Raw genomic sequence first — 24,068 nt, 5'->3', positions numbered from 1 at the left:
CTTCTTTTCTACACCTAGATGACTTTTCCCACTTGTTACTTGATGATGACGTTGACGTAATTGTCGCCTTGTCTGCGGTAGTAATGTCCATCCACACGTGCATAGGTGAAGTTGCCGATTTTTATGTACGTCGTGTGCCTCGGCATTTTTTTGTAGTGGTAGTGTCGATGTTTTGGGCGCTTCTTAGGGGAAGGGTGGTACTTCTTAACGACTACGACTTCCTTGTGGGGTTTTCCTTTATGTTTATGTTTGTGCTTGTGGTGTCCTTGAGGGTGTGCCGAAGCATTAAGGCTCACTAGACCAACGAGAATGGCTACCACTGCAGAAAGTTTTAATTTGGACATTATTCGCGTCTCTAATAGGTTCTTGGAGTGAACAATGTAGATCCCTAGGGTCATAGTCCTGTTACCCGACGGTTAGCGACCGTACGGGAATCGCAAAGAAATCCCCAACTTTGTCAGGATGTTACCTTTTGATACTTTTGTTTTTATGTGGAAAACGAATTGTTCCTAAGCTGACCTAACGTAGGAATGTGATAAGTGATGTCACCGTTTGCACTAACTTTGAGCAAACGGTGTGTCCGCCATAGGAATGGTCATATAGCTGTGTTATAAGAATTAACACAATGGTAATAGTTACTGCGTTTGGAAAGGATGACCAAATGATAAAAATCAATGAATCCAGAGCATTAATAATTTCAGCGGTAGGTGCCGGTATTCTCGCGCTTTGGGGCGGTATTATGGCCTCTATTTCGGGTTCTAGTGCCATCTTATTAGATGCTTCGTTTAACCTGCTTTCAGCTGTGGTATCGTTCGCCTCATTGCGTATCGCGAAGCTTACAGAGTCTGGCACGTCAAGACATTATCCCATCGGCTTCTTTGCGTTTGAGCCGCTAATTGTGGTGATTAAAGGCATAACGATACTGATTTTGATCGCGTTTGCGGTGGGCAGTAATATTCCTGTGATCCTTGCTGGTGGTAGAGAGCCCGCATTGGGTCTAATGGCCGTCTACGTGTTCCCTGCAGTGATTCTATGTGCACTTCTTTATTGGGCGTGCCACATAGGCCACAAGCAGTCTAACTCCGATATCCTCAAGGCAGAGAAGAACGCTTGGTTTATCAATGGTGTGATATCCGGTGCTATCGGTGTCGCATTGGTGCTGGTGATTATTATCCAAGAGACGTCGTTTGGATGGGTTGGGCGTTACATCGACCAAATCTTAGTGGTGCTGTTCAGTCTCGCGTTTATCAGTGACCCGATTAAACTCATAAAGAATGGTATGCGAGAGCTTACTCTAGCCATGCCACCAATTGAGCACACTAAACCGATCTACCGCAGCTTAAAAGGCTTAGCGCAAGAATACGAGATTGAGATTGTCGATATTTTCATTACCAAGTTGGGTAGAAAAACTTGGGTATCGATATACGTTGATCCGAAGCGAGAATCGATGACGTTTAAGAGCTACGAGCGCTTTGTGGAAGATGTTAGTTGTAAGGTCGATAAGCCTTATACGGTGACAGAAGTGGATGTCATTCTGAAACGCTCACCCACTACAGAAGACAGCGCTAACCTAGTTCACGGCTAGAGGGTGCACACCCTACGTACTGGAGTAAGACATATAAGCTTTCTTGCTCCAGTGCGACTCTCTGAAATAAATCAGCAAATACATCATCACCACCAAAGCAAGCATTGATGTAGTGGTTGATCTCTTCTCTTTGATACCCCTCGACATACATGGTTCTAATCCATTGATATTCAACAGACTTTAAGTTGGTCAATGTGGTTTCACTTAAGGTGATGTCGCTAAGGGTCAAGTCGAGCTCCTGTCTCTTACTAAAATAGGAGTCGCGATTACATCAAACTTTAATGAAAGAAAGATGACAATCGAGTGACCTTACAGGGAATTTACATTTGTGTACGCGATATCAGCGTTGGACTTCAGAAGTTCAATCAACTCATCCACGTTTCGCTTCGCTTCCCCTTGTTTAGTGTAGATACCAATGTTTCCGATTTTTTGGCTATCTAGATGCGCGGCAACGATGTTGTGCTTTTCCAACCATGCTTGTGCCCTATGGCTGTATGGCATTACGGCTTGGGTTATATGAAGCATATCTATACTCGCCATCACTGAGTCCACGTCATAGATGATCCGCTCGTCGAGCAGTTCATCATGTGGTAGGCCATTTAATAGGACAGACTGATGCCTTGGATGGCTTGGCGTCACTCTGAGCAAGGGGTAATCGCTTATACCACCGTGATCAGAGATGCCAGTGGCGAGAGGATGGTTATTTGAAACATAGAGCGCTTCGAAGTCTTGAAACAAAGGTTGAAAGGCGACGCGGCAGGATTCTGATAAGTCTGAAACCTCGTGACCTATAAATAAATCTATATCACCTTGGATTAAGTGATGCAGCAAAGAAAGATTGTTGCCAAACTCAAGATGAAAGGAACTCGCTGGATGTATCGCTTGATAGTCCATAACCGAACGCTTAACAAACCCTTCCCACCACACTTCACCAGTACCAATTTTCACCTTACCAAACTGTCGCTGCTGCATATCATTAAACTGGTGTTTTAGCGCAAAGTAATGCTCTTGCTGTTCTTGAGCAAACTCGCGAAACTTAAGACCATAAGCCGTCAGCTCCACACCTTTTGAGAGACGGTTGAAAAGTGGTGCTCCCATCTCGCTTTCTAGCTTTTTGATCGCCGCGGTGAGTGAGGGTTGGCTAATGTAGAGTTCATCAGAGGCACGTTTGATATTGCCGTGTTTTGCTACCGCTAAGAAGTACTTTATCGATTTATTTAGTGCCATGGCATCGAAAGCTCTGCTATATAAAAAAACTATAGGATTATACGAAGATTCTATTTTTAATCCCAGCATGAACTTCGTAAAGTGGTGGCAAATCAATATTAGTAAAGGATCGGTTCATGGAACAAAAATGGTGGCATGACTCTGTGGTCTATCAAATCTACCCGCGAAGCTTTTGCGATTCCAACGGTGATGGCATTGGTGACCTAAATGGTATTCGCTCAAAGCTCGATTATTTGGCAGGTTTGGGCGTCGATGTTCTTTGGTTGTCGCCTGTCTATCAGTCACCGATGGATGACAACGGCTACGATATTTCTAATTATCAAGCCATTGCCCCTGAGTTTGGCTCTATGCAGGATATGGAAGCACTGATCGAGGAAGCCAAACAAAAGAATATTCGTATCGTGATGGACCTTGTTGTCAACCACACATCCGATGAACATTCTTGGTTTCAACAAGCCTGTGAGTCAAAAGACTCGCCATATCGCGACTACTATGTGTGGCGAGATGCAAAGCCTGACGGCAGCGCGCCGAGTGACATGGAATCTATATTCGGTGGCAGCGCATGGGAGTGGCACGAGCCGACTCAGCAGTACTATCTTCACTTGTTCTCCAAAAAACAGCCTGATCTAAACTGGGAAAACTCAAAGGTCCACGATGAAGTTCATCAAATGATGAACTGGTGGATAGAGAAGGGGATTGGTGGTTTTAGACTCGATGTTATCGACCTTATTGGTAAAGATATCGACAAGGGCATCACAGGCAATGGACCGCGCCTGCATCCACTCCTTCAGAAAATGAACCAAGCGACATTTGGCAATAAGGACTTGCTGACAGTAGGGGAAACTTGGGGTGCAACGCCGGAGATAGCCAAATTATATAGCGCACCTGAACGAGGTGAGCTGTCAATGGTGTTCCAGTTTGAACATATCACCCTAACCTGGAAAGATGGGGACAAATGGCAGCCTGTTGCGTTAGACTTAAGAGCTTTTAAGGATGTATTAACAAAGTGGCAATTAGAGCTCAAGGATACGGGTTGGAATTCATTATTCTGGAATAACCATGATCTCCCTCGTGCAGTGTCCAAATATGGCGATGATGGAGAGCATCGTGTTAAGTCTGCAAAAATGCTGGCTACTGTTTTGCATTGCCTTAAAGGTACGCCGTATATCTATCAAGGTGAAGAGATTGGTATGACTAACGCGAACTTTGAGCATCTTGAACAATACCGAGATATCGAGTCGCTGAACTTTTATAAGGTCAAGACAGACGCAGGCGTCAGTCATGACGAGATGATGCAAGCACTGCAAGAAAATGGCCGAGACAATGCCCGCACGCCTATGCAGTGGTCTACAGAGCCGCAAGCTGGCTTTACAAAAGGTACACCGTGGATTGAGGTGAATTCAAACTACACAGAGGTAAATGCGGAAAAGGATTTAGCGTCCGACGACTCAATTTATCACTACTATAAAGCGTTAATTTCTCTTCGTAAGCAGCACAAGTCCATAGTGTATGGAGAGTTTCGCCCTCTACTAGAAGAGCATGAAGATGTGTTTGCTTATTTGCGTCATCTTGGTGAAGAGCGTCTATTGGTTGTTGCTAACTTCAGCAGTGAAAATCACCAGGTAGATCTGAGCCAATATAATGAGTTTAACCAAAATATCTTACTCTCAAATGGACGTGGTAAGCTTGAAAACCTCAATAGCTTAATGTTGCAACCATACGATGCGATGGTCATTCAGTTAACCTAACTATCCGAATAGGTGTTTAAAAAAGCAAAAGGCGAACTAAATACTTAGTTCGCCTTTTGCATTGCGCTTTGTCTGAAACTAGAACGAGCGATCACCTTCTTTATCTAGCTCAATCTCAATTTCTAGCTCATGGTAGTAGGGGTCATAGGAGCAATCACCAATCTCATTTCTAGGGCATACGTGTTCTGTGTTTCTCTCAATCATAGGGGTATTACACATTGGGCAAGTACGGTCCATATTAGTTCTCCTATATTCAACTAACACTGATGCTATCGCGCTAGGTTGACGGACACATCAGCTCTTTTACGCGCTCGATCCTCAGAGGAACGTTTGGCGGTATCTTTGTGTATAGCCAGTATTGTGGGGTAATTCCATGTCGGTTTTGTGAATCCAGAGCAGAGTGTGATCGTCCATTTACAATTAAATGTTCGATATGTAAGAAGTGACAACGTCAAGGTGTTGTTCTCACGTGGCTTTTGCGTAGATGATTATAAATTAGCCAAGTCGTCGCCAACATCCAGCAACACATTTGTTAACAACTTCGCTATTTGCAGATAGAAAAAAGTTGCAGATAGAAAAAAGCCCACCTGCTAGTGTGGGCAAAACCATTTAGGTGCAAACTATGGTGAAGGTTATTTCACTAACTGTTTCTCTGCTGTGGCCAAAGCGGCTTTGACTGTTTGACGACCAGTGAGAGCATTCTCAATGGCTGCGCCTTCCGACATCCAGAATGTCATCATTTGTGGTAACGCTGGCATGATTTCACCGTTTTCGGCGTTTATCATGGTAGAGCGGATCCTGTCATCGGATTCTAATGATTGTTGGAATGACTTGAGAGTGACAGCCCCCAGAGGTTTATCGTTGTTAATGGTCTCTAAAGCATCATCAGTAAACAAATAGTTCTCAATGAACTCAACCGCCAAATCTTCATTTGGACTCGCGGAGCTGATACCCGCACTTAAAATACCAACAAATGGGTTGGACTTATGGCCATTCAAAGTAGGGAAGGTAGCCACACCGTAATTAATACCTGCCTTGTCGAGGTTGCCCCATGACCAAGGTCCGTTGATGGTCATTGCGACTTGACCTTTAACGAACGATGACTCGGCGTTGGCGTAGTCCATTCCAGGGTCGAATATGCCACGCTGCTTCATATCTAATAGGAATGCCAAGTTTTCTTGCGCTTGTTGGTTGTTGATGCCAATGTCATTTGCATCATGACCATCTGCAGTTTTCGCGAATGAGTAAGTGCCTGCTGAAACAATTGGCCAGGTGAAGTAGGCGTTTTTCACATCCCACATCATAGTACCTTTGCCTTGCGCTGCCATTTTGGCGTGAATTTCTGGCAGCTCTTCCCATGTGCTTGGAGGCTCTGGCAATAGGTCTTTGTTATAGATAAGTGAGATAGCCTCAATGGCGAGAGGATAGCCAATCAATTTACCTTTGTAATTGACGGCATCCCAGCTAAAGTCGACCAGTTTTTCCTTAAACTCTTTGCTTGGATTTACTTCGCGGAGTAAGCCAGATTCCGCATAGCCTCCAAATCTGTCATGGGCCCAGAAAATGATATCGGGGCCATCGCCAGTAGCCGCCACTTGTTGAAAACGAGCTTCCAGAGACTCAGGAAACTGAACACTGACTTTGATGCCGGTATCTTCTTCAAACTGACGGCCGACTTCTGCGAGTCCTTCGTAGCCTTTATCACTGTTGATCCAGATAAGCAGCTCACCTTCGGTCACCGCGAGTGCGGGTGTAGCCATTGACGTTGTTAGTGCTAAAGCAGTTAAGGATGTTTTTAGTGTTTTCATTATGACTATCCTGTCCATTTGCATTGGACCCAGAATAGTCTGATGTTGGAGGAAGAGAAAATAGGCTAAGTTTATAGTGGTATAGTTTATTTCTATTTCACCTGATTGCTTTGTGATCTGAGTTACCTAAATGACGTGCCGCAGCATTTAAGCTAAGGCACGCCTGAGCTTCTGAGGCTACTTTGCAACAGAGGTCAGTTCGAAAATATGTGAGGCTAATGGCTTTATGTTCATATCGAGTACTGCTCGGCCTTGTTGCACACGTAGGACGGCGGATTTACTTGGCTCTAGTGAACAGCTAAGAGGGTAGTTGCCATCCGGCAGCGCCAAAGCATCAAAACTGGCCTCTGAGAGAGCAATAGGGCACGTGGTAGCGCTATTGGCATCAAAGTTGGTGACAATCAATGCCTTATGCTCCTTCCAGCTGCGAACAAACCCGTAAAGCCTGTGGGCAAGTTCTCCATGCGCTGAATCATGCTCTATACCTATCGGGACCATGCCACCTTTAAAGGCTGGGCAAGAGAGTGAAACTTGCATTAGACGCTGATAATAGTCCCGCAACTGTTTCTCTTGCTGGGAGCTCTGACCGCCATCAAAAGCGCCATCGTTCATCCAACGTTGGTGTGCTGGTACGCCGATATAGTCAAAGATAGAGGTTCTTGTCGGCTGCCCGAAACCTGCCATTTCTCTGCCAGCTTCACCTACTTCTTGTCCGAAGTAGAGCATGGTTGGTGCTCGGCTGATAGTTGCGGATAAGACCATGGCTGGTAGAGCTGCCTCGGCACTGCCTGCAAAGGCTTCACATGGAATACGCTGTTCATCGTGGTTATCGAGGAAGTGAAGCATATTCGGCTCGATATCGGCGAGTTCATTTTGAATTCGAGTGATTTCACTGGTGCTTGTATGACCGCGAATGATGCCTTTAAGGGTATCGTATAAATCGACCTTGTCGTACAGCGCATCCATTTTTCCAAGATGAATGTAATCACGATACAAATGAGGTTGATAGACCTCAGCAACCAGGAATGCTTGAGGGTTCTTCATTTTGATGGATGAGTTGAGAAAACTCCAAAATTCGACAGGCACCATTTCGGCCATGTCATAGCGAAACCCATCAACCCCTTGATCTAGCCAGTAGAGTGCGATGTCTCGAAATTTTCTCCAAGAGCTAGGCACATCTTTGGCATACCAAAAGTCGGCATGTTGCTGTGCATTTTTGCTTCGATAACACTCTGGCAGTTCTGGAAAATCTTTTGTGCCATCAGGTCTGATGCCGTAATTGACCTTAACTGTTTCGTACCAATCATCGACATTTGGTTTTGCGCTGCGTGAGCCATTGCCTGTCCATTTCGCTGGATACTCAAGGTAAGGTGTGGCAAGCAGCGGATGTGGTTCCCCGCCTAGCGGAGCAAGATGGTCGGGAATATCCGGCAACTCAAATCCTTGGTTGGGAATGTAGTAGAAATTGTTTTCGCGTGAGTACTCTAAGCCGGTGTCATCCTCTGCACCAAAGTCCGTAACACCAAGTGGGTTGTTGAGACCTTGATATTGCCTAGCCACGTGATTAGGCACGATATCAATGATGACTTTAAGGCCAGCTTGGTGGGTTCGCTGGATAAGTTCGTGAAACTCCTCGTTACGGTTTGCTGGGTTGTCTGCTAAGTCAGGGTTTACCGAGTAATAGTCTTTGACTGCATAGGGTGAACCTGCACGACCTTTAACAACCGCAGGGTGATCATTGCTGATACCAAACTCAGTGTAGTCACGCACTAGGGCATGATGAGGGACACCTGTGTACCAAACGTGTGTCATGCCGAGCTCTTTTATTGCGGTAAGGGCAGATTCGTTGATGTCACTAAACTTACCTACACCATTCTCCTCGGCAGTTCCCCAAGGTTTGTTGGATGTCTTTTTGTTGCCGTATAGGCGTGTGAAAATTTGGTATAGGTGTACTTTTTGATTGTTATTATCGATCGGAAGGGTAGACATAAGATCTCTCAATGCTCACTCTCAGGGTATAGAAAAAATCTATCATATGCGGCGAGTGTAGATGAAGTCGTTTAGCAAAAACTCATCCTTTTAGGGTGAGTTTAGGGCGTAGATGAGACCTTGTTAGAAAAGGCAGATCTTCGTCACGAGATCTGCCTTCTGTCATGAGGTGAAGCTAGCAGGGCATTACTTGAGATACTTAACGTGCGCTTCCATCTCTTCGCCAATCTCTTTACGCATGTTCATTAGCTTGATCGCGGAGTCGCGAAGTTTGATGTCTTCTTCACTCTCCGGCACCCATTCTGGCACTGAAGTGGGTTTACCGTCTTCGTCGACTGCCACCATAATCACGATACAGTGTGTGGTGAGTCTGTTCTGCAGCTCTTTAGGATCGCTTGCCTGTACGTCGATAGCGATGTGCATTGAGGATCTGCCGGTATAAATGACCTTTGCGCTAACCTCGACCAAGTTGCCGACATGAATCGGCTGAACAAATCGAATACCACCCGCATAAGCCGTAATACAGTATTTGCCACTCCAAGCGGCGCTACATGCATAGGCTGCTAAATCGATCCATTTCATCACGGCACCACCGTGTACCTTGCCACCAAAATTAACATCACCCGGTTCAGCAAGAAAACGAAGGGTTGTCTCTCTTCTGCCACTACTCATTTGTGTAATCCTTTTTATTTGAGCTGCTTACTCTTAGTCCATGTGGTTAGTTCGACCGACATTTTGAGCGTCTTAGGCGTTTAGTATGACAAATTTGTTAACAAGGTGCTACGACTTATGGCCCCCTTTTTTTAGAGGGCTCTGACCCAATTACTGTTTATCAATAGTGAGATTTTGTGCCACACCGTCTGTGGTCGGCTGCACTTTCCTTGTTTTGATTTGTGACAGAATAACGCCAGAGATCACCATGAGTCCGCCGATAAGGTGAAACTGAGTGATGGTTTCGCCAAGTAGCATGGCTGCGAGCGCTACGGCTATTACGGGTAGCAGGTTCATAAACATTGCACTGCTGTCCGCGCCAATAAGGTCGATGGATTTTACCCAAAGAAGTGGAGCGATTAGTGAACCGAGTAAACCTGCGTAGGCGATTAACGGTAGTGAGGCTTGAGTCGGCATCACCTGATGACTGGTCAGTAACAGTGGGAACAGCATGATGACCGCAAATACCCCTTGTGTGTAAATGAGCATCCAGCTAGAGAGTTGCATCTTCCAACGTTTAAGTAAAACGCAGTATGTCGCATAAACCACGGCTGCTAGGACCATTAGACCATCACCTTGAGAAACATCTTGGTGCACAAAGAATGCGACATCTCCTTGTCCTAGCATAAATGCGAGACCTGCGAGAGAAATGACACCGCCTACGATGCTCAATCCTGAAATACGCTTGCCCAATAGAGGTACTGAGATAAAGACAGCAAGTAGCGGCACGAGCGAGGTAATAAGGGCCATATTCGATGCCGTGGTGGTCACTGCGGCGTAGTAGCCTAACGATTGGTTGAGCACCATACCTAATAAAGCAAGGAACGCGAGTTTGCCGCTGTTACGACGGATCTCTGGCCAGTAGCGTTTTATCTTTGGGAGACAAAAGGGGGTCATCACCAAAATCGCCAGTGCCCAGCGATAAAAACTCATCGCACTAGGTTCGATAGCAGAGGCTGAAAGTTTGTTCACAATAGCGTTACCGCCCCATATGAGCACGGTAAAGAAAGGGAGAAGATAGACCACTGTGAACCTCATCGCGTTTTGTAAGTTGATACATAGTGTGACAGGTCGTTATACTATTATGTATCTTTAAAAAGACATTGCGCGCGATAGGAAGACAAGTTGAAAAAACACACTAGAAATCTGCACCCCTCTTTGTCTATCGACAAGATGCCATCCAATGTTTTCATGAACTTCGATGCGTTTCTTTCTAATACCGAAACACGTGTTCACTGTCATCCGTGGGGGCAAGTACAACTGATAAGTGGTGGGATTCTAGAAATGGAGGCCCAGGACACTCGATTTCTCGCACCGCCTCATCTTGCGATTTGGGTGCCGGCTGGCGTAATGCACTGCAGCTATAATCGAAAACCCCTAGAGTACTGCTCACTGAACATCGCTCATGAGCTTACTGATAGCTTTCCAGAAACCACGAGCCTGATAAAAGTCACCCCAATTGTATCGTCGATCATTGAGGATTTTCGCCATCGTAGTGTGAATGTGGCGGAGTCAGAAAAAGATAAGCGATTAATCCAAGTTCTTTTGGATCAACTGAGCGATCAGCAAGAGCAGCACCATTTTCTGCCATCAAGTAATAACAAGTATCTTGCGCCGATCCTTGCTGCGATTGAGGAGGAGCCGACGAACGACATTAGTCTTAAAGAGTGGGCGTCAAGGGTTCATACGACAGAGCGAACGTTAGCGCGATACTGTCAAAGTGAGCTCGGAATGAGCTTTACTGAGTGGCGCTTGAGGGTGCGCTATCTGTTTTCGATGGACTTATTGCGCAGTGGACATTCGGTCAAAGAGGTGGCATTTACGCTAGGTTATAACCAAGCAAGCCCATTTATCTCGATGTTCAAGAAGTATTCGGGCCAGACACCGGAGCAGTACAAGAACAAACTGCTCTAGCAAAAGAAAACCACTAATATTCTCTATTAGTGGTTTTCCTCGTTTGGTTTCTTTGAAGTTGTGAAGTCTAAGTCCTAGAGCTCGCTGAACTACTTAGCTTTGGAGCGGTAATTCGGATCCGTCCAACAGCGTGGTAGCTCTTCACCGGACATAAAAACCAAATCAGACTTCTTAAATTCTTGTGGGTCTTGCTGCTCTTCCCCTGGCTGAAGTCGACCTTCAACACTATCTTGGAATAAGTTAGTCAGCCTTCTCATTTCCACAACGTCTACGAGGTCGCCACTCTTTCTCTCTTTTAAAAACATTGTCTCTGTCCTTAATCGATTTGAACCCTATTAATTATAATTGCTATTCGGATAATGAGAACTTTTCCAATTCGCCGCTCCCTTGACTAAGTAAGCCTCAGAGCTACGCTTATGAATATCAATCAGTTAATCGATTAATAAGTGGAGCTGTCATGTCAATCGCACCAAAAGCAAACAACGTAAGTGAGCTCATTGGCAACACCGATCTCGTTCGAATCAACAGCCTTTCAGAGATTTCTGGCTGCGATATTCTTTTAAAATGTGAACAGCAAAATCCGGGAGGTTCAATCAAAGATAGAGCAGCCTTGCAGCTAGTTACCGATGCAATCGCTGCAGGCAAACTTAAGCCAGGCATGACGATCGTCGAAGGGACGGCTGGCAATACCGGGATCGGCTTAGCCTTGGTAGCAAAAGCGCTTGGTTACAAAATGTTGGTGGTTATGCCAAAAGGTCAGGCAATAGAGAAAGAGCGGATGATTTCACTCTACGGCGCAGAGCTCTTGCTTGTTGATCCCTGTCCGTTTGCGAATCCTGATCATTTCTATCACACCGCCAAGCGAATAGGGGCAGAGCGAGAAGACTGTTGGTGGGCGGACCAATTTGAAAATTTGAGCAACTATCGAGCTCATTACTTAAATACCGGTCCCGAAATCTGGAAACAAACTCAAGGTAATATCGACGCGTTAGTCTCGGTAGTAGGGACAGGCGGCACGATCGCGGGTAACTCGCACTACCTATCACAGCAAAAACCAGATCTAAAGACTTGGCTCGTCGATCCTGATGGTTCAGGTATCTATTCATTTTTGAAAGATGGTCAGTATCAATCAAAAGGCAGCTCGTTCACCGAGGGCATTGGTATTATGCGAACCGTTGAAAACTTTAGAAAGGCGAAAATCGATCATGCGATCACGTTGCCAGACCAAGATCTCGTGACCATTTCTCGATTGGTAGCAGAGCATGATGGCATTGTCTTAGGCAGCAGTTCATCTCTAAATGTGGCAGGTGCATTTTATACTGCGGCGAGAATGGGTAAGGGCAAGACGATTGTCACGTTTAGTTGCGACCTCGCTGATCGTTCTTATTCAAAGCTTTATAATGAAGAGTTTTTAAAAGACAAAGAAATAAAGCTCAATCACGAGAACCTAGAACAGATCTGGGCACGTTATCAAGCGGATGGTGATAGTAAGGTCGTGAATGTATAGTCCATTTCCCATGAAGAAGATCCATAAATAACTTTATGGATCTTCTCCGTCATTAAGGGGAAGTAGAAGTCGATATAAGTTCTTAGACTAGCTGTACCACCAGTCACGGACCAACCTAAACGTGAGCAGGAAAAATAGACCAAACAGGGTGATGCTGCCGCCTTCACGACTGACCGTGGAGGTATCCACTGAGCGACTTTCGATATCGGCACTTGTTGCACCCTGAATAGGAATGAGTTTAACCGCGACCACGGTTTCTGTTTCTAAACCATTGCCACAAGTGGCAAAGTGATCGGTGTTGTCATAGCCAGATGCACACTTAATAGCAGTCGCTGAAATGACACCCGCGTCGTTGATATCGGATGCGGTAACGATTCGGTAGGCGTTGTTTAAATCACCATAGCTGCCACCATTAGTAAGATCATCGAGCCACCACGCTCGCGAGCTAAATATCGCCATTCGTTCTTCGTCACTTCCGGCGCCACTGAATGGGAAGATAAATCCGCGTCGACGGCGTTGTGGTCCATCAATTTCGGTGTGACTTTCTGCGTCAACCTCTCCGACAATTTCATTGTAGGTGTTGATGGCATTGGCATTACCGCCAGCGCTAGTGAAGAAAATAGACTGCGATAAATCGCTAAAGTAGGTGGCAGAAGGTGATGATTGGCCAGCATCTGCAACAAACATGCGATTTGCCGCCGCTCCGCCTTCCGGTACGCTTCCTAATCTCTTGGTTTCGCCTATAACAATCAACTGTGAGTTGATGTCCGTTGCCAGCGAGTTGCTGTAGTAATAACTGTCGTCATACTCGAGTTTGGCGTTGTTGATAAATACCGATGTCCACGCGTTCTCATCGACAGAAAAGTTGCTGGTGCTGCCTGGGTAATAGACGGCAGCTTGCATTATCAAGTCATCGTCTGCTAACTCAGTGTTAAATCCAACGAGTACGGGTAGACCTTGGTATTCGCTGTCTTCTCGCTCAACAATCGTAGCTGCGCGGGCGCTGGCTTGAGCTGTGGCATAATCATAATTGTCGTAGCTGGTGGCCCAACTGCTTGCGGGAAAACGTGTTTCTCCATCGTCTGCGAGTGACCAGATAAATGCTTGGCTTGCGAAACCAAAGTGTTGACATGCGCTACCCAAAATAGGTTGTTCAAAGTCAATACACTCGCTGACATCCAAAGAGTTATAGTATTTTGAGGTATCTGAATAATCGAACGTGGCTACCGAAGCGCTGCCTATGACATAGGTTTGGCTCTCCTCACCAGAGGTGGGATAGGTGAAACTATCATACGCAATAGTGGAGCCCATCTCTTCGATGATCAACTGCTCACCTTCTGCGTCCGCAAAGCTTAACGTAGTGTTAGCTAAAGGCTTAAGAGATGTCGATTGGCTGCCATCTATTATTAACCCGCGGCTGCTGTATGGCTGGACATAATAACCGTCATAGTCAAAGTAACCACTACTTGCGTTAGCAATAATACGTCCCTCAGAGTCGATAGCGCGGGCTTTTAACTCAGTGGTATTGCCGACAGAAAATATCGTTTCTTCATATCCCGAGGGGACTTGAGGGTCGATGCCAAGTTCGGCGTCGTTTTCCATAAACGAGTGATAAAGTGGAGAGTAATTGGCGTTGTAGAACGCATCTTGAATGCTCTCGAGTCCACCAACTCCCGTACTGGCATCACCGTACCATCGATTACTTGCCCACGCCTCACATGTCGCATAACCCAGCTCACTTTCGCAGTAAGAATAAAGCGAATCATAATCGAGATAGTAGAAGTGATTATCGACGCCGAACGCGACTTCTTGATCGAGAGGGACACCTTCCATGCCATTCATACTGTAGCCAAGAACGGTGTATTGACTGTCGTAGCAGCTATCTTCAAAACACCAAGTTGATGATGAAGGTGAAATCGCAGCGGAGTAATACTCATTGGCTGTGGTAGTTGAAGATGTATCCACTTCGACGACTCGGTACAAAGCAGCAGAAGTAACAATGGGGTAGGTTAGCAAAGCGCAAACTAAAGGAAAGTGAAATACCTTGGACACGTAAAGACCTTATTTCCATATAAATGAGGAGAACACTGCATAACAGAACCGTTATGCAGTGAAGAGATTAAAGTTGATTAGCTATCGCGTTTCGTACGCTCAGGTGGCTCAGGAAGCTCAGACTCAGATAGGAAGCCATCACCGTCGCTATCAAACTTGTCGAAGTCATCCAGTAGCGGGCCTCGCAGTTCATCTTTACTCAGCAAACCATCACCATTCGTATCCATCTCTTCAAATGAAGGTGGCTTTCTGTGTTCCCCTTTAGCAAAAGCTGGCTGGAAAGCGGATGCGATCAGTACGATACAAAGTGCGAATACAGTTTTCTTCATGGGGTTTCTCTCATTGGCAATAATGAAGCATTAGTGTCGATGAAGACTGAGTGGAAAAAATGAGCAAAATGTGGAGAAAATAAGGAGAATAGCGATAGAATCACTCTGCTATTACCCTCTCGGAGCAATTGGAAAACAGATGGAAATCAAACTGCTGACAGCCGATGAAGTATTGCCAATAAGACATCAGGTTTTATGGCCAGATAAGCCGGAATCATTCTGTAGAGTGGAAGGTGACGAGCAAGCGCTTCATTATGGGGCTTTGATTGATGGTCGATTGGTGTGTGTAGCGTCGGTTTACTTGGATGGCAAAACGGCAAGGCTAAGAAAGTTTGCGACGCTAGAGGACTACCAAGGTCAGGGAATTGGTACCAAGATGCTAGAGCATACCATTGCATCAGTTCGTGCTTTAAGTGCTGATTACTATTGGTGTGATGCCAGAGTGAGTGCTCAAGATTTCTATAAGAAATTTGGGTTAGCAGTTGAAGGTGAAGCGTTCAACAAATCAGGTGTCTGGTATTTTAAAATGTCGGTCGATTGGTCGGAAAAACGTGTTTAGCCAAAAAACTAAAAAGGAGCGTGTTCTGAACAACGCTCCTATTTTTTTTGGTGGCTTTTAGCTTTTTTGGTATTAGTGACTAGCTACGATTGATAACCGATTCACGAGTAACAAGGCGGCCAGTAATTAGAGGCTTATTCGACATGGGTTTGTCGTCTAGAATCGCATCTAATTGCTCCATCGCCATATCAACAATCTGTTGGGAAGGGTAGCTGATACAGGTAAGCGGTGGATTAAGCTGACTGGCCAGTTGAGAATCTTCTAGCGACACGATCGAAACCTCTTGCGGTGTCGCTAAGTTGAAATCTCTAAACAGGTTCATTGCTACCGCGGCTTGGCTGTCACGCATAACGACCAGCGCCGTGAACGGGTGATAGCTGTTTAATAGCGACATAATCGCTTGTTCATTGTTGCCATTTGCTGTGACGATAAGCTGTCGATTAACTGGCATTGCCGAGTTTTGCAGTGATGTTTTATAGCCCTCGAGAACCTGCGTTGATGCGTAGCTTTCATCATCCACTACGATGGCGATACTTGCATGTCCTTTACTCGATAAGAATCGACATGCACTCTCTGCAGCAAACTTATAGTCGTATCCGATGGCATGCTCGGCGCTCGCCAAACTATCGACAGCAATAACATTGTCGTTGGCTAGAGACTCGACGGTGCCACCGAGCGAGATGATAGCGTCACAGTGTCTCTGGTTGAGTTCTTCCACCATGCGAACTTGCTCATCTGCGGTTTCAGCAAATTGCACCAGCATGTGCTTGCCTTTTGCTTTCAATGACTTTGCAAGTAGTGGCAGATAGGTAGAGACTTGTCCTGCATCGCTAGATGAGAGAATCACACCAATATAATCAGAGCGTTGATTTGCTAGTGTTTGCGCAGCGGCATTCGGACGGTAGTTCAGCTCTTCTGCGGCGCGTAATACGGCCTCACGACTTTCAGGTTTAACGCCACGGCTTCCGCTCATCACGCGAGAAACGGTCGCTTTCGATACGTTTGCTAGCAGAGAGACATCGGTGATAGTAGCCATGACAACAACCTTAATAGATTCATAGAGTTTCTAGAACTGGGAAACCGTTTCCCAAGATTTCCGTTATTGTACTCTTTCAGAGGTAGTGATCCAAGTCTGATGAGAGGTTATGTAGGGCGAGAAAAAAAGCAGCTTAGTGTATGGAGCACGACTGGCCTGCTACGACCAAGCTGCTTCGACCAAAGATGTTGAAAACGCTCCTATAAGACGTCTTCTTGCCTGACTCGCTCCGTGTCTGGTCGAAAAACTGGAAAAAGTAAGGTGAGACTGAATTACTTAGCAGTACGCTTATGTAGTTCAATCATCTCTGCGACGAGCTCTTTTGCGAGCATAGAGGTCATCAGGTGATCTTGTGCGTGAACCATGACTAGCGTCATCTTCATTTTACCTGTGCCTTCGTCAGCTTCGATAAGTTGGGTTTGCACTAGGTGAGCTTGGTTTGCGAACTCTTGTGCTTCTTTCATCAAACCTTCTGCTTCTTCGAACTCGCCGTTTTTAGCATGGCGAAGCGCTTCATAACATAGGCTGCGAGATTGACCCGCGTTGATGATGATGCCCATGACTTGTTCTTCTAAATCCATAGTTTCCATTTTACGTACCTCTTAAATCTTAAATGGTGTCTACCCGAAGGTAGGAAGTGTCGCCCCACGCTCAACCCCAATTAAGACTAGGGGGCGACTTTTTTATTATTTGTGTCAACTGCGTTTGTTGTTACTAATAACTAGTTGATTAAGCTGTAACTGGTTGACCTGCAGCTTCTTGTTGCTTCTTCTCGTCCGCTGCTTCTTGCTCTAGAAGTTGCTTCTCATAAGCTTTTAGGAACGGTAGGTACATCATTGCCGACATAGCCATACAGATGAAGCACATGATGACAGGACTGAATGCCCAGTTAGCTGCCCACGATGCACCGATAGGTCCTGGTGTTGTCCAAGGCGTTAGAGAAACCACGCGCTCTACTAGACCCCAGTCAAGAGCAAACCAACCAAGAGTCGCGTTCACCATTGGTACCAAGATGAATGGTAGGAAGAACACTGGGTTCATGATGATTGGCGCACCAAACAGAATTGGTTCGTTGATGTTAAATAGACCTGGTACTGTACCCATCTTGCCAATAGTGCGTAGGTGAACGGCTTTACTACGAAGTAGTAGGAACGCAAGTGGAAGCGTTGAACCTACACCACCGATAAGTAGGTAGTGATCCCAGAAACCTTGAACGAAGATGTGCGGGATTGCTTCACCTGCTGCCATTGCAGCTTGGTTAACTGAAAGGTTAGCCATCCAGAATGGGTTCATGATGCCAGTTACAATAAGCGCACCGTGGATACCTGCAAACCATAGGATTTGACAAACCAGTACTGCTAGTAGAACCGCTGGAAGCGTGTCAGATGCAGAAACTAGAGGCTGAACTAGGGCCATAATTGCTTCTGGAATGATCATGCCAGTTTGTGCTTCAACGAACAGGTTTAGTGGGTGAAGCGTAATGATGATCGCCAGTACAGGAATTAGGATTTCGAATGAGCGTGCAACACCGGTTGGTACTTCAGGTGGAAGCTTGATTGTGATGTTGTTGCGCTTCAGGTATGCGTACACTTCCGTTGAGTACAATGCAGTAATGATTGCAGTGAAGATACCTTGGCCAGAGAAGTACTGCATTGACAGCATGCCGTCTTGAACGGGTGCTGCAACAAGTAGGAAGCTCATTAGTGATAGTAGACCTGTCGTAACAGGATCAAGATCGTGATGGCGAGCCAAGCTGGACGCTATCCCTACCGATATGAATATGGTCATGATCCCCATACTCAAGTTGAATGGCAGCATCAACTGCTCACGATACGTCTCAGAAAAATCTAGCCATGCGCGTGCAAATCCCCAAGTTGTTTCCGCAGAAAACGGAGGGAAGATAAACACCAGCATGAAAGAACCAACAATCATAAAAGGTAGTGCGGCAATAAAGCCGTCACGTATAGAAGTGATGTATTTTTGTTGACCAATCTTACCGGCAATAGGGGTGACCTTTTGCTCGATAACATTGACCATTTTGTCGTACATAGCGCCCATGTCGTTACTCTCGTTAGGATAAAATTAAGAAAAGCTCGGCGTCAAAAAGTGACCAAGGGGGGACACCGAGCAAAAAGAAGTTAGCCGATAAGTTCTAGTGCAAAATCAAGCACCTTATCGCCTTTCTGCATGCCGTAATCCATCATGTTGATTGGCTCAACTTTGATGCCATGAGCATCTGCTTTCTTTTGGAAATCTGCTTGCATGTATTTCACTTGAGGACCAAGTAGAACGACTTCGTAGTTGCCTACTTGAACGTCAAACTCACTTGCGCCAAATGCTTTGATTTCAGCCTCGATACCGCGTTCTTGCGCAGACGCTTCCATTTTCTTAACCAGTAGAGAGGTAGACATACCAGCAGAGCAGCAAAGCATAATTTTTTTCATTTTTTCTTCTCCAGAATCTTGAATGCCTATTCAATATGCACGCTAGGAAATAATTTGGAAACCGGTTTCCAAATTATTTCCATCTAAGTGTGAAAACGATCACTGGAAACCAAAGTTATGGCGAAAAATTCGTGACACAGTTAACGAATGTTCTGGATTTGGGAAACCAGCCCGTTCAATCGAAGTGGATTGTTTCAATTCAGCGTCTGAAATGGCTCGCTGGCTGATGAACCGTGATCTGAATTCGGAATTTAGCGAACGGTTGGGTGAAAAACGTGGTGGAGTCAGCATATTTGGATAGTCGGTTTCCGCGAGTCTTTGCTTTCGGGTATCCTGTCGCGGATCCATATAGCTGGTAGAGTGAATGAACCAATCCATTATGAGACTGTGTGCCAATCAGGTAGAGCAGTTCATGAATCCTGTAGCAAAACTGCTGATGCGCAGTCAGCACCTTATGGCTATGCGTGATGGTTTCCAGTTGGCGATGCCCTTCATCTTTGTGGGCTGTATGTTTGTCCCGATTATCTTTCCCCCATTTGCAGATTCCGAGTCTTGGATGTCAATGGCTTGGATGGACTTATCTCTGGCGCTAAGACCTATACTGTTGCCGACTTATCAACTGACTCTAGGTGTCGTCGGGCTTATCGTTTCCTTTGGCGTTTCGGCAAGTCTCGCTAAGAGCTATCAATTGCCAGAACGACTGTCCGGACTGACAGGCTGTATGGCATTTCTCATGTTGGCGGGCTTCTATATCGATGGGCAAGAAGATGTTCGCTATCTTGGTGGGGCGGGGTTGTTCACGGCGCTTATCGCAAGTCTTTACTCTATCGAGATCGTTAGATTGTTTATCCGTATGGGCTGGTACATCAAGATGCCTGAAGATGTGCCCATCCTAACGATTCAAAGTTTTAAGCTCATCGTGCCGATCTTCGCAGTCATGATAAGCATATCGACGTTCAATGTATTTCTTGATGCGCAATTTGGTGTGCATTTCCCGCAGCTGATTGAAGAGCTATTTCGTCCCTTGGTGTTGGCCTCTGATAGCCTTGTTGCGGTCTTGATTTCGATACTCATCTGTCAGCTTCTTTGGTTTATGGGGATTCACGGTGCGCTGATCATTACCGGAATTATGAATCCATTTTGGATGTCCAACTTGTTAGAGAATCAAACTGCGCTAGAAGCGGGTGGACAGGTTCTTCCCCATATCTACTTACCTGCTTTTTGGGACTTCTTTGTCCTTATCGGTGGGGTAGGTTCAACGCTCCCTCTTGTGTACTTAGCGATTAAAAGCCGTTCGAAGCAGCTTAAATCGGTGGGTAAAGTCGGCGCCATTCCTGCGATATTCAATATAAATGAGCCAATATTGTTCGGTTTTCCAATCATTATGAATCCGCTTTTTCTTGTGCCGTTTATCTTCGTTCCTATGTTCAACGCTACTATTGCTTGGTTTTTAACCTCTGCTGAGGTCTTAGACCGCGTGGTATTAATGATCCCTTGGTCGGTACCAGCCCCAATAGGCGCGGCATGGGCTGCAAATGGTAGCTACATGAATGCACTAATGGTTGTGTTCGCAATGGTGAATGCCTACTTTATTTACCTACCATTTTTCAGAACTCATGAGAAAATTTTGGTCGAGCAGGAAGCAGAACGCGCTAAAAGAATGCAGCAAACGCAGGTTGCTCAGTAACACTAGTGTCCCTGTGTCAGAATTACCACTTCGGCGAGCATTCATTCGAGGTAAACCTATTACACCGGATTCTCATTGGCTGAGACCAAGCGACGAAAACGTTGCGTCAGATTAATGAAATCATCAATAGGTGCGAAGTATTATTGTTAAGTTATTCATAAACCAAAGCAATTTCGGCTCGTGTTTTCAAAACGTACTTGGCAAAACCTAATCTTAATTTTTCTCTACACTCTGCTTGTAGGCTGTGTGTATCAAGTGCTGACGTTTCGTCAGGAGCTTAGCGATAGTGCTGAGCGTGTGTTAAACCAAGTTGAAAGCCAGCTCGCCACTATCGAAGACGAACTTCGATCGATTTATGTCACTACTGAGTGTAGTGAAGAGGTGCAACGGACTCTCGCCCACCATGTGTTTAAAAGTGTCGGCTTACGCGGGCTTGCGGTCGGAGAACGTTCCTCAGCTGGGAATGTCAAAAACGTGTACTGCAGTAATTTTGGACCTCAAACTGGGGAGGTTGACGATACCTTTTGGAATGCACGCGCTCAGCGCGATATCGTCTTTGCTAAGCTGAAAATTAAACAATACCGCCGCGACTTGTCTTATGCGCTTGCCGTTATTGGTAACGGAAAAATCGCTATTGGCACGATAAACCCTCGAATCATACTCGGATGGTGGGTAGAACCCATGATTCCTGACACTCAGTTAGAATTATTTTTCAGTGATGGAGAGCGTCTTATTATCGCTGGCGAGCGAGTACAAGATGATGAAGGGTTTGAAAGTACAGCTCGGTCAGAGCGATATCCCATCATGATCAAGGCAACCCAACCAACTATCATTCTGCAAGAACGAATGGTGACTTTCTTTCAGAGGCTTGTTGTTGGAGGATTGATAGCACTATTGGCCTTAATCATTTTTGCTGTCTATCAGCGTATTACCGGCATAGATGAGCGAGACGCTGAGTTAGAGGTGAATCGTGATTAGACTGTTCATCGTTGCCTTATTATCAGGAGCTGTAAGCTTAGTATTTGCTTATGTTGTGATTAATAATGAGCTTAGTGTTAGCGCCAGTCAGTCTACCGCTAAAATAGATCAACAAATCGAAGACATTCTCAAAATCATTGATGATCTGCCTAGCGATCCAAGCTGTCCAGATGAAGTGAAGAGGGAGTACGCTGATATCGCTCACGAGAATGAACGAATTCGCGCGGTTGGGTATGTGTTTGATGCAGGAGAACAGTGGCATGTCTGCAGCATGTTTGGGAGAACATTGTCGAAACTCAACTACTGGAGCGGAGCTAAAGTTGAGGACGTGTTTGTTGGTCGATCTCTCCTAACGGTGCATTTTCCAGAAACTTCATTTGTGGTTGGTAAAGAGAGCGGCAATTTAAAAGCCTTCGCTTACGTCAATCCTCGCCGAGTATTGGGCTATTGGATTGAACCGAGTTTGCCTTATGCAAATTATAGCTTGAGATTGGATGGCGAGAATGTACCTGCGTACACACGTGCTCCCGTTGAGTTACAAAGTATGCTTTTGAAATCTGCGCACTCGAAGAAGTACCCGTATTCAATACAATCTGCGGCTTCCATTGTGGATATGCTCAAAAGATCAGGAGTTTATTGGTTACGTTTGTTAATAGCGATATTTTTTATTTGTAGTAGCTTTGGTTTGTTGCGACGTTCGATATTAAAGCCTACTTGAAGATATGCGCTATGCAAGTCCTCACAGGGCTAAATTTATAATGTCTAGCCTGATATTTTATGTATTTACTAAAATTAACAAAATCTCACATATATTTATGAAATGAATGTAAGTGTCAGGATTATATTTAATTATTCTTAGAAACTTGCGTTGAGATAAAGTACGCGTGTTTATGCTGGTGTATAAAAGTAAGGAAAGTCAGAAAATTCTTAATAAATGCGATTAAAACAGACCACTGCGAACTTATTTTATATTTTTATTTACACCCTATTAGTAGGGTGTGTATATCAGTTTTTTACGTTTCGTGAGCAAGCAAGTCAAGAAGCTGAGCAAGTGCTGGAAGGCATTGAACAGCAACTTAGTCAAATTCAAAGTGAACTCGAATTTATATCCGATCAAGTGTTGCCGGTTGGAGCCTGTGACAGCTCTATGCAAACTGAGCTAGGCCATACGGTGTTCCGCAGTGTACCGATAAGGGGTTTGTTTGTAGGTAGCCAGGCAGACGGGGTGTACGAGATATGCAGCAATCTGGGGCTGACAAAACAAGTACTCGATGAAAACTTTTGGAATGAAGAGCGAAAGCACAATATCGGATTTGCTAAAGTGCGCTTCGTAAGAAGTGATGGTAATACTTCTTTTGCGCTTGCTGTTTATCAAGGAGATGATGTGGCAGTCGCTACGATTAATCCGAGCGCAATTTTGGGGTGGTGGGTTCAACATGTACCCAATCAAACATATCGAGTTCTCCATTTTTCTAACAGTGAGCAGCCTTTACTAGTACAAGGTACTCTAGCTCAGAATCAATATAAAACCACCAAGACATCAGAGCATTTCCCGATTTCAATCTCAGTCTATAAAGATACATCATTATATATTCAAGGGATGGTCACTTTTGCGATTCGTCTTCTTTGTGCTTTTGGTGTGGTTGTTATCTTAGTTATAGGACTTGGTATACGACGACAGCGTGCACATGGAGTGAGTGAAGCACAATGAGAAAAACAGTTCGAATAGCGTTGTTGGTAGGTTTATTAGCAGCGTTTAGTTACGTATTGGCAAGAGCTTCGCTTATTCAAGAGATGCATGAAGAGTTGCAATCAAGTTTAATCAATATTGATAGTCGAATAGAAACGATGATTAAGTTACTTGATGCGCTACCTCGTCACGATGGGTGTGACGCTGAGCATAAACGTTACTACAATCAAGTGTCCTACACCGAAGAGGAAGTGAGAGCGCTTGGGTACATTAAAGAGCGCGATACTGGATGGTATGCCTGTAGCATCTTCGGAGAAACTCAATCTACACTCGCACATTGGGATGGAAACACAAACGTACAGGGTGTGTTCATCGGCTGGTCGTTACTCACTAACTATTTCCCTGAGCCCTCATTTGTCATTGCAATGCGCGAGCAAGACACAAAATATTTCGCTTATGTAAACCCTAGAAGAGTGGTTGGACATTGGCTTGAAAGGCCTTCTCAGCATTATGACTACCACGTATTTTTGCAGGGAGAGGCAAGTCCTCGGTACTCTAGTGAGCATGGTGATGTCAGCAGCGACTATTGGTCAGAGCGGATACTAGAACACCAAGCTGTGTCTGAGCGCTATCCTTATGAACTAAAACTATCAGCAGAGCGAGAAGCATTGGCCTGGAGAACTCTCACTTATACACTTCGTGGAGGCTTAATGTTTGCGGTTGTTTGGTGGCTGCTGATCATCGTGAGAAGTGCGGTAAAGCCCGTAGCGAGGCATCAGTCGGCAGTTTATACCGACTGATCAT

25 protein-coding genes are annotated in these 24,068 nt (G+C 45.3%); 10 read left to right on the top strand and 15 right to left on the bottom strand.

Annotated elements, in window-relative coordinates; genetic code table 11:
* Positions 1–35: 35 nt before the first annotated feature.
* Positions 36–344 (bottom strand): VPA0510 family protein, encoded by a 309-nt coding sequence (locus AC6I8U_RS18935; RefSeq protein ID WP_234496372.1) that lies wholly within the window; start codon positions 342–344, stop codon positions 36–38.
* A 317-nt stretch (positions 345–661) separates the two neighbouring features.
* On the opposite strand from AC6I8U_RS18935, the gene AC6I8U_RS18930 reads away from it, so the two are divergent.
* Positions 662–1,585, top strand: coding sequence for a cation efflux transmembrane domain-containing protein (locus AC6I8U_RS18930; protein ID WP_128650111.1), 924 nt, complete (start codon positions 662–664; stop codon positions 1,583–1,585).
* Here the strand turns inward: AC6I8U_RS18930 and AC6I8U_RS18925 are convergent.
* Together AC6I8U_RS18925 and AC6I8U_RS18920 are read right to left on the bottom strand one after the other, a co-directional pair.
* Positions 1,566–1,814 carry a hypothetical protein gene (locus tag AC6I8U_RS18925; protein WP_128650112.1) on the bottom strand — a complete coding sequence of 83 codons (249 nt, stop codon included), beginning with the start codon at positions 1,812–1,814 and terminating at the stop codon, positions 1,566–1,568. The two genes, AC6I8U_RS18930 and AC6I8U_RS18925, sit on opposite strands and share 20 nt — an antisense overlap.
* 80 nt (positions 1,815–1,894) lie before the next feature.
* The gene (locus tag AC6I8U_RS18920) at positions 1,895–2,812 is read right to left on the bottom strand and encodes a LysR family transcriptional regulator (protein ID WP_498019292.1); all 918 of its coding nucleotides are present in this window, start codon (positions 2,810–2,812) and stop codon (positions 1,895–1,897) included.
* Between the two features lie 116 nt (positions 2,813–2,928).
* Here AC6I8U_RS18920 and AC6I8U_RS18915 point away from each other — a divergent pair, with 116 nt between their 5' ends.
* A complete protein-coding gene (locus tag AC6I8U_RS18915) occupies positions 2,929–4,560 on the top strand; it encodes a glycoside hydrolase family 13 protein (protein ID WP_498019291.1) in 1,632 nt (543 codons plus the stop codon).
* 78 nt (positions 4,561–4,638) lie between these two features.
* Here the strand turns inward: AC6I8U_RS18915 and AC6I8U_RS18910 are convergent, their stop codons facing one another.
* The 5 genes from AC6I8U_RS18910 to AC6I8U_RS18890 all read right to left on the bottom strand — a co-directional run bounded on the left by AC6I8U_RS18910 (position 4,639) and on the right by AC6I8U_RS18890 (position 10,094).
* Positions 4,639–4,797, bottom strand: coding sequence for a hypothetical protein (locus AC6I8U_RS18910; RefSeq protein WP_197058645.1), 159 nt, complete (start codon positions 4,795–4,797; stop codon positions 4,639–4,641).
* A gap of 395 nt (positions 4,798–5,192) precedes the next feature.
* Positions 5,193–6,368 carry a maltose/maltodextrin ABC transporter substrate-binding protein MalE gene (gene malE, locus AC6I8U_RS18905; protein WP_498019290.1) on the bottom strand — a complete coding sequence of 392 codons (1,176 nt, stop codon included), beginning with the start codon at positions 6,366–6,368 and terminating at the stop codon, positions 5,193–5,195.
* Positions 6,369–6,545: 177 nt separating this feature from the next.
* Complete coding sequence (locus AC6I8U_RS18900) at positions 6,546–8,357, bottom strand: alpha-amylase family protein (RefSeq protein WP_498019289.1); 1,812 nt, start codon at positions 8,355–8,357, stop codon at positions 6,546–6,548.
* Between the two features lie 186 nt (positions 8,358–8,543).
* Positions 8,544–9,029 carry an acyl-CoA thioesterase gene (locus AC6I8U_RS18895; protein ID WP_042469983.1) on the bottom strand — a complete coding sequence of 162 codons (486 nt, stop codon included), beginning with the start codon at positions 9,027–9,029 and terminating at the stop codon, positions 8,544–8,546.
* Positions 9,030–9,179: 150 nt separating this feature from the next.
* Positions 9,180–10,094: a DMT family transporter gene (locus tag AC6I8U_RS18890; RefSeq protein WP_498019288.1), complete on the bottom strand. Its 915-nt coding sequence runs from the start codon at positions 10,092–10,094 to the stop codon at positions 9,180–9,182.
* A gap of 99 nt (positions 10,095–10,193) precedes the next feature.
* Between AC6I8U_RS18890 and AC6I8U_RS18885 the strand changes: the two genes are divergently transcribed.
* The gene (locus tag AC6I8U_RS18885) at positions 10,194–10,982 is read left to right on the top strand and encodes an AraC family transcriptional regulator (RefSeq protein WP_498019287.1); all 789 of its coding nucleotides are present in this window, start codon (positions 10,194–10,196) and stop codon (positions 10,980–10,982) included.
* A gap of 89 nt (positions 10,983–11,071) precedes the next feature.
* Here AC6I8U_RS18885 and AC6I8U_RS18880 read toward each other — a convergent pair whose 3' ends face one another.
* Positions 11,072–11,287 (bottom strand): acetyltransferase, encoded by a 216-nt coding sequence (locus AC6I8U_RS18880; RefSeq protein ID WP_234496377.1) that lies wholly within the window; start codon positions 11,285–11,287, stop codon positions 11,072–11,074.
* 152 nt (positions 11,288–11,439) lie between these two features.
* Between AC6I8U_RS18880 and AC6I8U_RS18875 the strand changes: the two genes are divergently transcribed.
* Complete coding sequence (locus tag AC6I8U_RS18875; RefSeq protein ID WP_498019286.1) at positions 11,440–12,489, top strand: cysteine synthase A; 1,050 nt, start codon at positions 11,440–11,442, stop codon at positions 12,487–12,489.
* An 87-nt stretch (positions 12,490–12,576) separates the two neighbouring features.
* Here the strand turns inward: AC6I8U_RS18875 and AC6I8U_RS18870 are convergent, their stop codons facing one another.
* Together AC6I8U_RS18870 and AC6I8U_RS18865 are read right to left on the bottom strand one after the other, a co-directional pair.
* Positions 12,577–14,541 (bottom strand): DUF3466 family protein, encoded by a 1,965-nt coding sequence (locus tag AC6I8U_RS18870; protein WP_498019285.1) that lies wholly within the window; start codon positions 14,539–14,541, stop codon positions 12,577–12,579.
* 77 nt (positions 14,542–14,618) lie between these two features.
* Positions 14,619–14,870, bottom strand: coding sequence for a hypothetical protein (locus AC6I8U_RS18865; protein WP_498019284.1), 252 nt, complete (start codon positions 14,868–14,870; stop codon positions 14,619–14,621).
* A 139-nt stretch (positions 14,871–15,009) separates the two neighbouring features.
* On the opposite strand from AC6I8U_RS18865, the gene AC6I8U_RS18860 reads away from it, so the two are divergent.
* Positions 15,010–15,429 (top strand): GNAT family N-acetyltransferase, encoded by a 420-nt coding sequence (locus AC6I8U_RS18860; RefSeq protein WP_498019283.1) that lies wholly within the window; start codon positions 15,010–15,012, stop codon positions 15,427–15,429.
* Between the two features lie 79 nt (positions 15,430–15,508).
* On the opposite strand, the gene AC6I8U_RS18855 is transcribed toward AC6I8U_RS18860, so the two are convergent.
* The 4 genes from AC6I8U_RS18855 to AC6I8U_RS18840 form a co-directional block, all read right to left on the bottom strand.
* On the bottom strand, positions 15,509–16,465 hold the full coding sequence (locus AC6I8U_RS18855; protein WP_128650689.1) for a LacI family DNA-binding transcriptional regulator: 957 nt from the start codon (positions 16,463–16,465) through the stop codon (positions 15,509–15,511).
* 272 nt (positions 16,466–16,737) lie between these two features.
* Entirely contained in the window at positions 16,738–17,046 is a 309-nt protein-coding gene (chbA, locus tag AC6I8U_RS18850; RefSeq protein WP_031496580.1) for a PTS N,N'-diacetylchitobiose transporter subunit IIA, read from the bottom strand.
* 148 nt (positions 17,047–17,194) lie between these two features.
* Positions 17,195–18,523 (bottom strand): PTS sugar transporter subunit IIC, encoded by a 1,329-nt coding sequence (locus AC6I8U_RS18845; protein ID WP_234496382.1) that lies wholly within the window; start codon positions 18,521–18,523, stop codon positions 17,195–17,197.
* An 80-nt stretch (positions 18,524–18,603) separates the two neighbouring features.
* Complete coding sequence (locus AC6I8U_RS18840) at positions 18,604–18,909, bottom strand: PTS sugar transporter subunit IIB (RefSeq protein ID WP_042470000.1); 306 nt, start codon at positions 18,907–18,909, stop codon at positions 18,604–18,606.
* A 364-nt stretch (positions 18,910–19,273) separates the two neighbouring features.
* Here AC6I8U_RS18840 and AC6I8U_RS18835 point away from each other — a divergent pair, with 364 nt between their 5' ends.
* From AC6I8U_RS18835 to AC6I8U_RS18815, 5 genes are all read left to right on the top strand, one after another.
* Complete coding sequence (locus tag AC6I8U_RS18835; protein WP_498019282.1) at positions 19,274–20,596, top strand: PTS sugar transporter subunit IIC; 1,323 nt, start codon at positions 19,274–19,276, stop codon at positions 20,594–20,596.
* A 180-nt stretch (positions 20,597–20,776) separates the two neighbouring features.
* Positions 20,777–21,574 (top strand): hypothetical protein, encoded by a 798-nt coding sequence (locus AC6I8U_RS18830; protein WP_498019281.1) that lies wholly within the window; start codon positions 20,777–20,779, stop codon positions 21,572–21,574.
* The gene (locus tag AC6I8U_RS18825) at positions 21,567–22,292 is read left to right on the top strand and encodes a hypothetical protein (RefSeq protein WP_498019280.1); all 726 of its coding nucleotides are present in this window, start codon (positions 21,567–21,569) and stop codon (positions 22,290–22,292) included. The genes AC6I8U_RS18830 and AC6I8U_RS18825 overlap by 8 nt, the downstream gene beginning before the upstream one ends.
* A 216-nt stretch (positions 22,293–22,508) precedes the next feature.
* Positions 22,509–23,285 carry a hypothetical protein gene (locus tag AC6I8U_RS18820; RefSeq protein WP_498019279.1) on the top strand — a complete coding sequence of 259 codons (777 nt, stop codon included), beginning with the start codon at positions 22,509–22,511 and terminating at the stop codon, positions 23,283–23,285.
* Positions 23,282–24,064 carry a hypothetical protein gene (locus AC6I8U_RS18815; protein ID WP_498019278.1) on the top strand — a complete coding sequence of 261 codons (783 nt, stop codon included), beginning with the start codon at positions 23,282–23,284 and terminating at the stop codon, positions 24,062–24,064. Before AC6I8U_RS18820 ends, AC6I8U_RS18815 begins: the two co-directional genes overlap by 4 nt.
* Positions 24,065–24,068 lie beyond the last annotated feature (4 nt).

It is taken from the genome of Vibrio sp. KUL80, assembly GCF_059725495.1.
The sequence above is the reverse complement of the archived record's forward strand: the minus strand, read 5'-3'. Positions and strand labels throughout refer to the sequence as shown.

Coding starts and splice junctions, on each gene's coding strand:
- AC6I8U_RS18935 (WP_234496372.1), bottom strand. CDS start 344: ATGTCCAAATTAAAACTTTCTGCAGTGGTAGCCATTCTCGTTGGTCTA.
- AC6I8U_RS18930 (WP_128650111.1), top strand. CDS start 662: ATGATAAAAATCAATGAATCCAGAGCATTAATAATTTCAGCGGTAGGT.
- AC6I8U_RS18920 (WP_498019292.1), bottom strand. CDS start 2,812: ATGGCACTAAATAAATCGATAAAGTACTTCTTAGCGGTAGCAAAACAC.
- AC6I8U_RS18915 (WP_498019291.1), top strand. CDS start 2,929: ATGGAACAAAAATGGTGGCATGACTCTGTGGTCTATCAAATCTACCCG.
- AC6I8U_RS18910 (WP_197058645.1), bottom strand. CDS start 4,797: ATGGACCGTACTTGCCCAATGTGTAATACCCCTATGATTGAGAGAAAC.
- malE (WP_498019290.1), bottom strand. CDS start 6,368: ATGAAAACACTAAAAACATCCTTAACTGCTTTAGCACTAACAACGTCA.
- AC6I8U_RS18900 (WP_498019289.1), bottom strand. CDS start 8,357: ATGTCTACCCTTCCGATCGATAATAACAATCAAAAAGTACACCTATAC.
- AC6I8U_RS18895 (WP_042469983.1), bottom strand. CDS start 9,029: ATGAGTAGTGGCAGAAGAGAGACAACCCTTCGTTTTCTTGCTGAACCG.
- AC6I8U_RS18880 (WP_234496377.1), bottom strand. CDS start 11,287: ATGTTTTTAAAAGAGAGAAAGAGTGGCGACCTCGTAGACGTTGTGGAA.
- AC6I8U_RS18875 (WP_498019286.1), top strand. CDS start 11,440: ATGTCAATCGCACCAAAAGCAAACAACGTAAGTGAGCTCATTGGCAAC.
- AC6I8U_RS18865 (WP_498019284.1), bottom strand. CDS start 14,870: ATGAAGAAAACTGTATTCGCACTTTGTATCGTACTGATCGCATCCGCT.
- AC6I8U_RS18860 (WP_498019283.1), top strand. CDS start 15,010: ATGGAAATCAAACTGCTGACAGCCGATGAAGTATTGCCAATAAGACAT.
- AC6I8U_RS18855 (WP_128650689.1), bottom strand. CDS start 16,465: ATGGCTACTATCACCGATGTCTCTCTGCTAGCAAACGTATCGAAAGCG.
- chbA (WP_031496580.1), bottom strand. CDS start 17,046: ATGGATTTAGAAGAACAAGTCATGGGCATCATCATCAACGCGGGTCAA.
- AC6I8U_RS18845 (WP_234496382.1), bottom strand. CDS start 18,523: ATGGGCGCTATGTACGACAAAATGGTCAATGTTATCGAGCAAAAGGTC.
- AC6I8U_RS18840 (WP_042470000.1), bottom strand. CDS start 18,909: ATGAAAAAAATTATGCTTTGCTGCTCTGCTGGTATGTCTACCTCTCTA.
- AC6I8U_RS18835 (WP_498019282.1), top strand. CDS start 19,274: ATGAACCAATCCATTATGAGACTGTGTGCCAATCAGGTAGAGCAGTTC.
- AC6I8U_RS18820 (WP_498019279.1), top strand. CDS start 22,509: ATGCGATTAAAACAGACCACTGCGAACTTATTTTATATTTTTATTTAC.
- AC6I8U_RS18815 (WP_498019278.1), top strand. CDS start 23,282: ATGAGAAAAACAGTTCGAATAGCGTTGTTGGTAGGTTTATTAGCAGCG.